Here is a 13501-nt window from a genome sequence, read left to right as displayed (position 1 = left end):
TGAGGCGGGTCCGGCCCGCCCGGGCGCCTCTGCGACGACCACTGCTCGCGGCGCCGGGCCGCGGCCTCCTGGTTTCCGTCCCCACCTGGACCTCCGTGCCCCGCTCCCCGTCCGGTCCGTCCTCCGGGCCGGCCGCCGCCCTCTGGCGACGGACCGACTCTACAGCCGTGTAGAAGCCGCAGGTCAGCTTTCCGCGCCGTCCTCGGGAGCGCCGCCGGATTCCGGTGCGCCGTCCGCGAGAAGGGCGCGCAGCACCCGCGCGTCGTGGGGGGAGAGGGCCGAGACGAAGCGGGAGAGCACCGCGTCCCGGTCGTTCCGCTCGTCGAGGAGCCTTCGCATCCGCAACGCGGTGAGTCCGGCGCCGTCGGCGACCGGCGTCCAGAGGAAGGATCTGCCCGACCGGGTGCGGGTGACGGCCTGCTTGTCCAGGAGGCGGGTGAGGATCGTGATCACGGTGGTGTACGCGAGGTCGCCGTCCAGCCGCTCCTGGACCCAGGTGGCCGCCACCGGACCGGTCGCGGACCCGAGGACGGCGAGCACCTGTGCTTCCAGCTCCCCCTGGCCCCGCCTGCGGGTACGGGACTCCTGCCCCCGTCCGTCGGTGTTCCCGGCGCTCGCACCGTTCCCGGCCTTCACGGCCTTCCTGACGTATTCGGCCACAAATCGGCCTCCTCCCACGCTGCCGCGCCAGGCGACCTGGTGCCGGGGCATCCTAACCAGGGTCACCGGGGCGCGGCCCGGGGAGCGGCGCGGCGGTCCGGCGCCCCCAGGTCGTGCCCGCCAGGACCAACCCGGCGCCCAGCGCGCCGAGTGCGCCCAGGTGCTCACCGCCGAGGGCGATCCCGGTGGCGGCGGCCCACAGCGGTTCCGTACCGAGCAGCAGGCTCACCCGCGACGGCGAGGTGCGCCGTACCGCCCACATCTGTACGAAGAACGCGGCGAGCGTGCAGAACACCGACAGGAACAGCAGCGCCGCCCAGTCGCCCGCGTCGAACCCGGCGGCCACCGACCAGGGCGAGGGGCCCGTACCCGGCACCGAGGCCAGGACGGCGAAGACTACGACCGCGCCGCCGAGCTGAACGGTGGTCAACGACAGCGCGTCGGCGGTGCGCACCGCCTTGATCCGGGCCATGGCCAGCACATGGACGGTACGGGCGAGCGCGGCCAGCAGCATCAGCAGATCGCCCGCCGAGGGCGCGGTGAAGCCGCCGCCCTGGGTCAGCAGCACCACGCCGGCGACCGAGAGGCCGGCGGCGGCCACGAAGGAACCCGGCGGGCGGGTCCGGGTCACCACGGCCTCCGCGAGCGGCGTGAAGATCATGGTGAGGCTGATGATGAGCCCGGCGTTGGTCGCCGAGGTGTGCACGACGCCGTACGTCTCCAGCAGGAAGATCCCGCTCAGGACCAGCCCCAGCAGCCCCGCGCCACGCCACTGCGCCGCCGTCAGCACCCGCAGCCGCCGCCACCCGGCGAGCGCCAGGACGGGCAGGACCACAGCGAAACGCAGCACCAGGACCCCGACGACGGTCGCCGGGGTGGTGACCCCCTTGGCCGCCAGATAGCTGGCGCCCCACACGACCGCGATCAGCAGGACCGGCAGATCGGTCTGCCATGCCCTGCGGGGTACGAGGGCGGGGGCGGCGATCGACGAGGTCACGGGGGCGGGTCTCCGGCGGACGGGGGGCGCGGAGACGGCGGCGGCTCACACGGGGACGATCACCGTACCGGTCCGTCCCCTCCGCCGGAACCGTCGTGTTCCTCCCGCAGGCCCTCCGGCTCCCGCGCCATCCGCCGCACGAACACGTACTCGTGGTAGATCCGCCCGACCAGCGCCCCGCCGTAGACGACAAAACCCACCCCGACCAGCCACGACTGGAGGACGAGGACCGTGCCGAACGGGCCGTACGTCACGGCGTTGGACGCGATCAGCGGCGAGAACACCAGCCGGGAGAAGCCCCGCAGGCCGAGCAGGCCGAGCGAGGTCGCGACGGACCCGGGGATCAGCGCCCGCCAGCGGACCCGTCCCGCGAGGAGCAGCCGCTGGGACCACCAGAAGAACAGGAACGTGACGACGACGTCGGCGGAGGTCACCAGGATCGTGTCGAGCACGGACTGGGCGCGGACCTGCGTGTTGACGAAGGCCACGAGGAACCCGACCAGGACCGCCAGCCACACCACGTGCCGCCACACCTGGTGCCAGCGCGCCGTGGACAGCTCCCAGACCTTCTCGTACCCCGTCTGCACCGCCGACCCGAAGGTCAGACCGAACACGGCGAGCGCGGCGAGACCGAACGCCGTCGTCCGCTGGAGCGCCTCGCCCGGCTTGCCGAACAGCTGCTCGATCTCGCCCTGCGACGACGCCGAGACGCCGACGCCCTGGGCGAGCCAGCGGGCGAAGCTCTGGCCGCTGGCCGGGTCGGCCGCCGCGACGAGGATCAGCAGGGGAACGAGCGTGAGGAAACCGAGCGCGGCGAAGGACATGGCCCGGTGCATCAGTTCCGTCTCGCTGCTGCGGCTCACGGTGAGCGCGACAGGAGAGTCCATGACTCGGCGGTACAGGTCCCGGAGCCGGTGCGCGTGCCTCTCCACACCGAAACGCTTTCGGGTCATATGTCGTCTACTACCCCGGAGCGGGCCGTGTCGCGTCCGGGGCCCCCGGATGGGTGCCGACGACCGGCCACGGTTCGGCCACCCCGCCCACAGCTACCGTACGACCACCATCGGCCCGGGGGGCCGTACGGTCACCGGACCGGCGTCCGTACGGTCACCGGATCCGGTCGTCGTGATGGCGGCCGAGCGCCCGTCCGAACCGCTCCGAGAGGGCCGGCATCAGGCTCTCGCCCTCCGCGGGGCGCGGCAGGCCGAAGACGTACCCCGGGAAGTCCAGCTCCTTCTGGACCTCCCAGATCGCGTCGTGCTCCCCGGGCGGCAGCACCCGCGCCGGATCGCCGACGGCCACCCACCCGATCGGGACCGTGGAGCCGGCGGGCAGCACCGTGCGCAGATGCACGATCCCGTTGATCCGCACCTCGGAACGCGCGCCGATCCGGGCGCCGTTGAAGACGCGGGTGCCCGTCGCGAGGAAGACCTCGTCCTCGACGGCGCAGCCGGTCAGGTACGAGGTGGGCCCGACGAGCACGGCACGCCCCAGCCGCAGCGGATCGCGGCGGACGCCCCGCAGGACCGCGTTCTCCATCACCACGCAGCCCTCGCCCAGCTCCACCGGGCCGCCCTCGGCGGTCAGGACGGCACCGAAGAGGATCCGGCACCCGGCGCCGACCCGGACGTCCCCGCTCAGCGTCGCGTTGGGGGCGACGTACGCGGACGGATGCACGGTGGGCGAGGCCCCGTCGTGTTCGATGAGCATGCGTCGCATCATGCCTGACCGGACTCCGACGGCGGGAGCCGGGCGGCGGACCCCCGCGGTGGACCCGGACCTGGGCGTTCGCCCGTTCGTGGCACACTGACGGCCGATCCGCCGAAGGAGCCCGCCGTGTCGATGATCCGCAACCTCCGCAGAACCGTGCGCAGGGCCTATCGCCGCACCGTGGACCTGAGCCACCCGGCCCGCTCCCCGCTGGGCAGCGCGGTGGTGAACTGCGTGGTCTACCGCGAGGGTGAGCGGCAGCTCGACCACTGCGCGGCGGAGGAGGCGCTGCGACGCGTCCGCAAGGCCGGTACCGGCTTTGTCTGGATCGGGCTGCACGAGCCGGACCGGGAGGAGTTCGCCGGGGTCGCCGAGCTCTTCGGCCTCCACCGGCTCGCCGTCGAGGACGCGGTCACCGCCCACCACCGGCCCAGGGCCGAGCTGAACGACAACACGCTGTTCGCCGTCTTCAAGACCGTCAGCTACATCGAGCACGAGGAGCTGACCGCCACCAGCGAGGTGGTCGACACCGGTGAGCTGATGGTCTTCGCCGGGGCCGACTTCGTGATCACCGTACGGCACGGCCGCCACGGCTCGCTGGGCCCGCTCCGGGAGCACCTGGAGGCGTCCCCCGAGCAGCTCGCCAAGGGCCCCGCCGCCGTCCTGCACGCGATAGCGGACCACATGGTCGACGACTACCTCGGCGTCGCGGACGCCATCCAGGACGACATCGACGCCGTAGAGACCGGCGTCTTCTCCGGCCAGGCGGCCCGCGGCGAGGCGGGCCGGATCTACCAGCTCAAGCGGGAACTGCTGGAGCTGAAGCGCGCGGTGGCGCCGCTGGACCGCCCGCTGCGCAAGCTCGCCACCGAGCCGAGCCGGCTGGTCGGCACCGAGATCCAGAAGTACTTCCGGGACGTCTCGGACCACCTGGCGCGCGTCACCGAGCAGATAGCCGCCTTCGACGGCCTGCTCGACTCCGTCCTCCAGGCCCACCTCGCGCAGGTGACCGTCGCCCAGAACGAGGACATGCGCAAGATCACGGCCTGGGCCGCGATCATCGCCGTACCGACCATGGTCTGCGGGGTGTACGGCATGAACTTTGAGCACATGCCCGAGCTGCGGTGGACGTACGGCTATCCGCTCGTCGTCGGTGTGATCGCCGCCGTCTGCTTCGGCGTCCACCGCACCTTCCGGCGCAACGGCTGGCTCTGAGCCGCCCCGCACGATCCGGCCCGGGATCCGGCCGCGCGCGTGGTCACTGCCGCGCCGCCTCCGTCAACCGCGCCTGCGCCCGGCGCAGATGGGTCCGCATGCGCGCGGCGGCCGTCTCGTCGTCGTTCTCGCCCATCGCCTCCAGGATCCGCTCGTGCTCCCGGCAGGTCTCCTCCGCCCACCCCTCGCGGAACGACAGCCGGTACTGATGCGTGTGCGCGTGCAACCGCTCCAGGGTCGAGCGGAGGAACACGTTGCCGCTCAGGAACGCGATCCGGTCGTGGAACACGGCGTCGTGGTGCAGGTACAGCAGCAGGGTCGACCGGCTCGCGAAGTCGCCCGCCGCGCCCCGCATCTCCGCCAGCTGGTCCGCGAGGTGGAGCAGATCCGCCGGGGTCACCCGGGAGGCCGCGGCGGAGGCCGCAGCCGGTTCGAGCAGCAGCCGTACCTCGAACAGCTCCCGCAGACCGCGCCCGCTGAGCAGCGCCGCGGCGGTGTACCCCGCCAGCGACCGCTTCACCACCAGCCCGTCGGCCTCCAGCCGCGCGAGCGCCTCCCGCAGCGGGGTCGGTGAGATCTCCAACTCCTGGGCGAGAGTGTTGATGTTGAGCTTCGACCCCGGCTCGATGTCGTGGTCCACGAGCCGTCGGCGGATCGTGTCGTAGGCGGTCTCCGCGAGCGCCTGCCGCCGCGGAGTGGGGATGACTGCCATCGTGCTGCTCCTGGGTGTCGCCTGTGGTGCCTCGCCGGTGGTTCCTCGCCCACCGATTGTATTTTTTCGTGCGCTCCTGTGCGTTCCTGTCCGTGCGACGGTCCCACTTCGGTAAAGGTCGGTACGGGTATTGACTGTTTTCCGATGCTGGCTACTCTTCTGAAAAGTATACGAAATAACGTTGTCTCGGATCGGACCGGAGCGGGCCTGCCGGGGTCCGCAGGGCGGCGCACGGCGGCCGGAGCCGGCCGTATCACGTGAAGCATCAAGGAGGACGACATGAAGCGCAGAACTGCCCTCACGGCGGCGGCCACCGGTCTGGTGAGCTGTCTGGCGGTCACGGGCTGCTCCACCAGCGGCACGTCCGGGGGTGGCGGCGGTGGCAGTCTGACCTTCATGACCTTCGAGACGCCGGCGCTCACCGCGGCGTTCTGGGACACCTCCATCAAGGAGGCGCAGAAGGCCGTTCCCGACGTCAGCGTCAAGAAGATCGTGTCACCGGACGCCGACCGGACCGCGTACGCCAAGCAGTTGCAGGCGTCGGGTCAGTTCCCCGACATCCTCTCCTCCGTCAACCCGAAGGACTTCACGGCGGCCGGGCTCCTCCAGCCGCTCGACCAGAAGTGGCTGGACGCCAACTTCACGGACCCCGACGGCAACCGGATCGACGGCAAGTCGTACATCCCGCCGACCAACTCCCAGATCATCCCGATGGTCTTCTACAACAAGAAGATCTTCGCCGAGCACCACCTCGGCGTCCCCACGACGTGGGAGGCGTACCTGAACGTCGTCAAGACCCTCAAGAAGGCCGGTGTCACCCCCGTCGAGATGGCGGGCGGCGAGCCCTGGTCGGCGGCCCTGCCGCTGGCCGGCCTCATCAGCGCCGACGTCCTCGGCGCCGACCCGCAGTGGATCCAGAAGCGCTACAAGGGCGAGGTGAAGTTCACCGACCCCGCGATGACCGGGGCCGTCGGCAAGTACCGGCAGCTGGTGGAGGCCGGGGCCTTCGACAAGGGCGCGCTGAGCGTCAGTTACGCCGACGCCAACAAGCAGTTCCTCGACGGCGGCAGCGCCATGTACCCGATGGGCAGCTGGTTCATCGGCCAGATCCCGGCCGCGGACGCCGCCGACTTCGGCACCTTCCTGCTGCCGAGCAGCACGGGCAGGACGATCGTCCCGTTCAACACCGGCGGGACGACGGCGATCAGCGCGAAGTCCGCGCACGTCGCGGACGCGACCAAGTTCGCCGAGGCGTGGTCGCTGTCCAAGCCCAACCTGAAGACGCTCATCGAGACCGACGGCGCCTTCCCGATGCTGAAGAACGTCCCCTTCGAGGACTTCGGCGCGAAGGTGACCCCCGTCTACACCGAGGGCTTCAGGCTCGTGACCGAGGACAACGCGAAGGTCAGCGCGTTCGGCCAGGTCAACAACGACGACGCGCTGCCGCCCGGTGTGGTCGAGCAGTTCAACGCCCTGTCCCAGAAGCTGTTCACCAGCTCCGACGTCAAGGGGCAGCTCGCCTCGTTCGACGAGAGCTGGGACAAGGCCGCCCAGTAGCGGGAGCCCGCCGGGACGGACGGGCCGGGTCTCGGCACGGCCCCTTATGACATCGTTGTCAGAGCCCCGGACCGGTTGTACGCCCCCGATGGTCCAGCACCCCCCGATTGTCCAGCACCCAGCACCCAGCACCCCGACTCGAAGGAGAGCCGCGATGGGGCAGAAGAGAACAACACGGAGGGCGATCCGCGCACTGCGACGGATACGCGGATACGCGGTGGTGGCGGCGCTCGCCGTCTCCGCACCGCTGGTAGTCCCCGGTACGGCGGTGGCGGCGGGACCGCCCACCGCCGCTCAGCAGTGGGACACACTCAAGGCCGAACTGACCGGCATCAAAGGCGTCTGGACCGACCAGAGTTACGCGGGCGCCGTGTCCAACACCATGCCGAACACCGCCCTGCTGGGCAACGGTGACGTCGGTGTGACGTCGGCGGGCAGCACGGGCGTCAAGACGTTCCTCGTCTCCAAGGGGGACTTCTGGAACGCCAACCCCACCCCCCGGCCCGCCCCCATCGGCGGCGTGACCCTCACCGGCACCACCGCGCAGCCCACCGGGAACCTCGCCCTGGGCGCCCGCGCCACGGCGAGCAGCACCGAGGGGTCCTTCACCCCCGACCGCGCCGTCAACGGCCAGTGGACCAACGGGTACGAGGGCTGGGTGTCCCAGGTCGGCAAGCCGCAGTGGATCACCCTCGACCTCGGCGCCGTCAAGAGCGTCGCCCGCTACGTCGTACGCAACGACAACGCGGCCCGCCCCGGCAACGCCGCCTTCAACACCAAGAACGTGGCCTTCCAGACCAGTTCCGACGGCTCCACCTGGAACAGCGTCGACACCGTCACCAACAACACCGCCGACGTGATCGACCGTACGGTCTCCGCCGTCTCGACCCGCTACGTCCGGCTGAACATCACCGAGCCCACCCAGAGCACCACCCCGGACTCGACACAGAACCCCCGCGCCAGGATCGGCCAGATCGAGCTGTACGCGCAGGGCGGCACGACACCCCCGCCCGCCGCGCCCTTCCGCGAGGAACAGAACATCGTGGACGGTACGGTCACCACGTCGATGTCGCTGGGCAACACCCCGGTGTCGATGAAGACCTGGCTCGCCGCCGACCGTAACGTCCTGGTCACCTCGGTCACCTCGACCGGCACCCAACCGGTGCAGCTCCAGGCGTCCACCTACGCCGGGGCCACCACCCCCAACTCCGCCTACAGCAACTCCGCGGGCGTCGACGGCCAGGTCATGTGGGCCGAACGCGCCACCGCGTCCGGCAGCCGGTGGGTCTCCCGGGGCGCGCTGGCCACCACCGTCCTCGGCGCGAGCGCCGTCCAGCCCCCGACCGTCTCGGGCGCGACGGCCAGAACCGTCTTCACCTTGCCGGCCGGCGCGACGGTCCGGCTGGTCACCCAGATCGGCGGCGGCGGGCAGAACCTGGCCGCCCCGCACAACGACGCCGTGACACAGGTCCGTACCCACACCGCCGCCTCGCTCGCGACGCTGGACACCCAGCGCGCCGAGTGGTGGAAGACCTACTGGATGCAGTCCGGTGTCGAACTGGGCGACGCCGTCCTGGAGAAGTACTACTACGCCGCCCAGTACTTCATCGGGGCCGCCAGCCGGGCCGGAAAAACGGCCCCCGCCCTCTACGGGATCTGGACCACCACCGACAACCCGCAGTTCAACGGCGACTACCACCTGAACTACAACGCGCAGGGACCGTTCTACGGCGTCTACTCCAGCAACCGCCCCGAGCTGTCACTGCCGTTCCACGAGACGATCCTCGCGTACGTGCCCGAGGCGCAGCGCCGCGCCAAGCAGGACCTCAACCGGGTGAAGCCCGACTACATCAGCCGGCGCTTCCCCAGCGGCGGGGTGCCGGCCGGGGTGCTCTTCCCCGTGGGCATCGGCCCGTACGGCACGACCACCGACGACCAGTACCACCAGCAGGTGTCCAACTCCCTCTTCTCCGCCTCGCAGTTCGTCGCGTACTACGAGTACACCCAGGACACCGACTTCCTCAGGAACAAGGCGTACCCCTTCCTGAGCCAGGTCGCGTCGTTCTTCGAGAGCTACCTGGAGCGCGACTCCGCCGGGCGCTACTCGCTGTGGAGCGGACCGCACGAGGGCACGTGGGGCCAGAACTCCTCCGCGGACCTGGGGCTGTTGAAGCAGACCCTGTCCACCCTGATCGCCGCCAGCCAGAAGCTGAACGTCGACGCGGGCCGCCGGGCCACCTGGCAGACCATCCTCGACAACCTCCCGGCGCAGCCGACCACAGTGTTCAACGGGAAGACGGTCTACTCCCTGGTCAGCCCCGGCACCATGCAGGGGTCCGACACCCGTGACATCCACCCCGGCGACAACACGATCAACCTCGAATTCATCCAGCCCGCCGACCAGCTCGGCATCAACTCCGATCCCGCGAAGCTGCGGATCGGCGTCGACACCGTCGACGCGATGAACTCCTGGGGCCAGGACAACAGCTTCCCCAAGATCTTCGCCCAGGCGGCCAGGGTCGGATACCCGGCCCAGTCGCTCATCGACAAGTTCAAGCAGGTCATCACCTCCCGCATCGCCCCCAACCTGCGGATCGCCGACCCGTCCCACGGCATCGAGAAGTCCGGGGCGACCGAGGCGGTCAACAGCATGCTGATCCAGAGCGACCAGGGGATCATCAGCCTCTTCCCGGTCTGGCCCGCGGGCAAGAACGCGAGCTTCTGGCAGCTGCGCCAGAAGGGCGCGTTCGTCGTGTCGAGCGCGAAGCAGGCCGACCGCGTCAGCTACGTCGACGTGCAGGCCAAGGCCGGCGGCACGCTCAAGCTGAAGAACCCCTGGGGGAGCGGCACGTTCACCGTGACCAACACGAGCGGCGCCGCGGTGCCGTTCACCACGGCGAACGGGGTGATCTCCGTCCAGACGACCGCCGGGCAGACGTACCACATCCTCCCGGCCTGATCCCGCACCGCTCCGCAGCGGAACCGCGGAACCACCGAACAGCCGGGCCCCGGGAAGCAGTACGCCTCCCGGGGCCCGGTCGTGCGGCGGGCGCGACACCGTGCACACCAGGACGAGAAGTCAGCACGATGAGCAGATTCGGACGTGTGTACCGCTGCGAGCATCCAGTCAGGCCCCCCGGGGGGCCTGCGCCGGTCGCACCCGGACCGGCGCGGACAGCGCACGAGGAGCGTTCGATGGGCATCGTCACCACCACCGACGGCACGGACATCTTCCACAAGGACTGGGGCAGCGGACAGCCGGTCGTCTTCAGCCACGGCTGGCCGCTCAACGCCGACGCCTGGGACGGCCAGCTCAAGCTGGTCGCCGACCACGGCTACCGCGCGATAGCGCACGACCGGCGCGGACACGGCCGCTCGGCCCAGCCCTGGCAGGGCAACGACATGGACACCTACGCCGACGACCTGGCCCAGGTCATCGAGACCCTCGACCTGCACGACGTGGTGCTGGTCGGCCACTCCACCGGGGGCGGCGAGGTCACCCGCTACATCGGCAGGCACGGCACCGCGCGCGTCGCCAAGGTCGTCCTCCTCGGAGCCGTACCGCCGCTGATGCTCAAGACCGACAGCAACCCCGGCGGACTTCCCATCGAGGCGTTCGACGCGATCCGCGACGGTGTGCGCACCGACCGCTCGCAGTTCTACCGGGACCTCAGCGTGCCGTTCTACGGCTTCAACCGCGCGGGGGCGGCCGTCTCCCAGGGCGTCAGCGACGCGTTCTGGCTGATGAGCATGCAGGTCGGGCTCAAGGGCGCGCTCGACTGCGTCCGGGCCTTCTCGGAGACCGACTTCACCGAGGACCTCAAGAAGTTCGACGTCCCGACCCTGATCGCGCACGGCGACGACGACCAGATCGTCCCCATCGACGCGTCCGCCCACCGGACCGCACAGCTGGTCCAGGACGCCACGCTCAAGGTCTACCCCGGCGCCCCGCACGGTCTGTACGGCGCCTTCGCCGACGAGTTCAACGCCGACCTGCTGGAGTTCCTCGCCCGCTGAGCCGGCGCCGGGCAGGAGCCGCCCCCCCCGTACCCGTTCACCCGCCCCGCCGACCCGTGGTGCAGAGGATCGACGCGAGATGACGAACGTACGCATCACCCACGTCGGCGGTCCCACGGCGCTGATCGAGTTCGACGGCTGGCGGCTCCTGACCGACCCCGCGTTCGACGCCCCCGGCCACAAGTACCCCTTCGGCCGGGGGATGTCGGCGCGCAAGACGACCGGGCCGTCGATCGGCGTCGCCGACCTGCCGCCCATCGACGCCGTGCTGCTCAGCCACGACCAGCACCCCGACAACCTCGACACCACCGGACGCGGGGTGCTCGCGTCCGCCGGCGTGGTCGTCACCACCCGCTCCTGCGCCCGGCGGCTGCGCAGGACGGTCCACGGGCTGCGCCCCTGGGGCACCACGACCCTGGAGGGCCCGGGCCGCCCGCCGATCGAGATCACCGCCACCCCCTGCCGCCACGGCCCCCCGCTGTCGGGACGGCTGTCCGGCGAGGTGACCGGCTTCTCCCTGCGCTGGACCGGCCAGCGCCACGGCGAGCTGTGGATCTCCGGCGACACCGTGCTCTACCGGGGGGTACGGGAGATCGCGCGGCGCCTCGACGTCGGTACGGCGCTCCTCCACCTGGGCGCCGCCCGGCACCCCGCGACCGGTCCCGCACGCCACTCCATGACCGCCGCGGACGCCGTACAGCTGTGCGGGCTGCTGCGCCCGCACACCACCGTGCCCGTGCACTACGAGGGCTGGTCGCACTTCCGGCAGGGCAGGATCGCGGTGGCGCGGGAGTTCTCCCACGCGCCACCCGAGGTCCGTACGTCCCTGACCTGGCTCTCGCCGGGGGCGGCCACGCAGATCACCGTATGAGCAGATCACTCTATGAGCGGACCGGCGTGAACCGAGCGGCATGAACCGACCGGCATGAACCGGCCGGTATGAACCGACCCGCCTCAGCGGCGGCCCAGGCGGCGCTCGCCGCTCGCGCCCGTCTTGTACGGCAGCCCGTAGTGCGAGAAGACCCGCGGCTCGTCCTCGGCCAGCAGCTCGCCGTCGGCGTCGATCCAGGGCGCCTCCCTGGCCAGCTTCTTGTCCCAGGGGACCTTCAGATAGCCGGGTCCGACCGTGGCGTCGGCCAGCGGCACGAAGACCAGCCGGCGCTTCATGGGCATGCCGATGGTCACGGTCGCGAACGACGGGGCGTCGGTCGCCGTGTCGACGTACACCGCTTCGAGCGTGCCGATCTTCTTCTTGTCCGCGTCGACCACGTCGTGGCCCCGCCATTCCCGGATGTCATCAGCCTCGAACACGAGTGATCCGCCTTCTTGTCCAGCGCTCGTCCAGTGGTGCCGCAAAGGTCGTTCCTGTACCGAATACCCGCTATTCACGGCCCCGCACCCGCCTGGGAGCCCGGACCGCCCGATCGGGTCTGAACCCGCCTGCCCGCCGACCGGGCGGTTACACTGGCCCCAAGACGCCTCAGACCCCGGCTTCCCGCTGTCCCCGGACCCGGGCAGCAGTACTCGTCGCGTCACCGCAGTGGAACCTTGGACCGCACCCAGCAGACAGCCGCTGTGTGATCCCGCTGCTCACCTGTTCCCGGTCGGCAGCAGAAGCTCGTCCCTGCGACCTCCCGTCGGAACATCCGCGGCTGTACGTCCCCGTGCATCCACCGAGCCACCCTGCCTGCGGTCATCACGTCGGCACAAGGCGGTCGTGAACGACCCGAAAGGCGTGGCTGAATGTCCGTCCACACCACTGGTGAACCCACCGTCGTGCAACAGCGGGGGGAGACCGGCGCCGCCGGCAGTGACTTCTCCCGGCTCTCCAAGGCGATCACGGCCGCCGGCCTGATGCGGCGCAGGCCCTGGTACTACGCGGTGAGGATGTCGCTCGTCGCCCTCTCGTACGGCGCGGCCTGGGCCGTCTTCGCCGTCGTCGGCAACAGCTGGTGGACGCTGGCCGTGGCCGCGCTCCTCGCGGTCGTCTTCGGCCAGGTCGCGCTCGTCGCCCACGACGTCGGGCACCGTCAGGTGTTCCGGCTGCGCAAGGCCAGCGAGCGCACCGGCCGGATCGCCGGCAACCTCGGCATCGGCATGGGCTACGGCTGGTGGCAGGACAAGCACTCCCGGCACCACGCCAACCCGAATCACGAAGAGCTGGACCCGGACGTCAACCCGGACATCTTCGTGTGGTCCCAGGCACAGGCGCGCGAGGCGACCGGGCTGCCCAAGTTCATCGGCCGCCTCCAGGCGTACCTGTTCTTCCCCCTGCTGACGCTCGAAGGCTTCAACCTGCACGTCGCGGGGGTGCGGGCGCTCGCCGACCGCACGCTCAAGCAGCGCAGGAAGGAAGGCTTCCTGCTCTTCGCGCACTTCGCCCTCTACCTGGGCGCGCTGTTCGTCGTCCTGCCCCCGGGCAAGGCCGTGCTGTTCCTCGTCGTGCACCAGTGCCTGTTCGGCCTCTACCTGGGCTCCATCTTCGCGCCCAACCACAAGGGCATGCCCACGCTGACCGGCGCGGACCGCCCCGACTTCCTGCGGCGCCAGGTCCTCACCTCGCGCAACGTGCGCGGCGGCTGGTTCACCGACCTCGTGCTGGGCGGGCTGAACTACCAGATCGAGCACCACCT

General features: G+C 70.7%; 12 protein-coding genes. 6 read left to right on the top strand and 6 right to left on the bottom strand.

Annotated features, from left to right (window positions below; translation table 11 throughout):
* Positions 1-183: 183 nt before the first annotated feature.
* From GT042_RS19550 to GT042_RS19535, 4 genes are all read right to left on the bottom strand, one after another.
* On the bottom strand, positions 184-552 hold the full coding sequence (locus GT042_RS19550) for a BlaI/MecI/CopY family transcriptional regulator (protein ID WP_237530962.1): 369 nt from the start codon (positions 550-552) through the stop codon (positions 184-186).
* Positions 553-712: 160 nt separating this feature from the next.
* A complete protein-coding gene (locus GT042_RS19545) occupies positions 713-1657 on the bottom strand; it encodes a DMT family transporter (protein ID WP_161310019.1) in 945 nt (314 codons plus the stop codon).
* 59 nt (positions 1658-1716) lie between these two features.
* The gene (locus GT042_RS19540) at positions 1717-2544 is read right to left on the bottom strand and encodes a YhjD/YihY/BrkB family envelope integrity protein (RefSeq protein WP_237530960.1); all 828 of its coding nucleotides are present in this window, start codon (positions 2542-2544) and stop codon (positions 1717-1719) included.
* A gap of 220 nt (positions 2545-2764) precedes the next feature.
* On the bottom strand, positions 2765-3367 hold the full coding sequence (locus GT042_RS19535) for a gamma carbonic anhydrase family protein (protein ID WP_161310017.1): 603 nt from the start codon (positions 3365-3367) through the stop codon (positions 2765-2767).
* A 132-nt stretch (positions 3368-3499) separates the two neighbouring features.
* On the opposite strand from GT042_RS19535, the gene GT042_RS19530 reads away from it, so the two are divergent.
* A complete protein-coding gene (locus tag GT042_RS19530; RefSeq protein ID WP_161310021.1) occupies positions 3500-4582 on the top strand; it encodes a magnesium and cobalt transport protein CorA in 1083 nt (360 codons plus the stop codon).
* 43 nt (positions 4583-4625) lie between these two features.
* Here the strand turns inward: GT042_RS19530 and GT042_RS19525 are convergent, their stop codons facing one another.
* On the bottom strand, positions 4626-5294 hold the full coding sequence (locus GT042_RS19525) for a GntR family transcriptional regulator (protein ID WP_161310016.1): 669 nt from the start codon (positions 5292-5294) through the stop codon (positions 4626-4628).
* A 279-nt stretch (positions 5295-5573) separates the two neighbouring features.
* Here GT042_RS19525 and GT042_RS19520 point away from each other — a divergent pair, with 279 nt between their 5' ends.
* The 4 genes from GT042_RS19520 (at position 5574) to GT042_RS19505 (ending at position 11739) form a co-directional block, all read left to right on the top strand.
* A complete protein-coding gene (locus GT042_RS19520; RefSeq protein ID WP_161310015.1) occupies positions 5574-6851 on the top strand; it encodes an extracellular solute-binding protein in 1278 nt (425 codons plus the stop codon).
* A gap of 154 nt (positions 6852-7005) precedes the next feature.
* A complete protein-coding gene (locus GT042_RS19515; RefSeq protein WP_161310014.1) occupies positions 7006-9810 on the top strand; it encodes a discoidin domain-containing protein in 2805 nt (934 codons plus the stop codon).
* 236 nt (positions 9811-10046) lie between these two features.
* On the top strand, positions 10047-10868 hold the full coding sequence (locus GT042_RS19510; protein ID WP_161310013.1) for an alpha/beta hydrolase: 822 nt from the start codon (positions 10047-10049) through the stop codon (positions 10866-10868).
* Between the two features lie 79 nt (positions 10869-10947).
* Complete coding sequence (locus GT042_RS19505) at positions 10948-11739, top strand: MBL fold metallo-hydrolase (RefSeq protein WP_161310012.1); 792 nt, start codon at positions 10948-10950, stop codon at positions 11737-11739.
* 83 nt (positions 11740-11822) lie between these two features.
* Here GT042_RS19505 and GT042_RS19500 read toward each other — a convergent pair whose 3' ends face one another.
* Positions 11823-12179 carry a PRC-barrel domain-containing protein gene (locus GT042_RS19500; protein ID WP_161310011.1) on the bottom strand — a complete coding sequence of 119 codons (357 nt, stop codon included), beginning with the start codon at positions 12177-12179 and terminating at the stop codon, positions 11823-11825.
* Positions 12180-12611: 432 nt separating this feature from the next.
* Between GT042_RS19500 and GT042_RS19495 the strand changes: the two genes are divergently transcribed.
* Positions 12612-13501, top strand: an 890-nt coding sequence (locus tag GT042_RS19495) for an acyl-CoA desaturase (protein ID WP_161310010.1), incomplete at its 3' end; no start/stop codon positions are given.

The organism is Streptomyces sp. SID3212 (genome assembly GCF_009865405.1).
Classification (GTDB): Bacteria; Actinomycetota; Actinomycetes; order Streptomycetales; family Streptomycetaceae; genus Streptomyces.
This window is presented reverse-complemented; position numbering and strand designations above follow the sequence as displayed.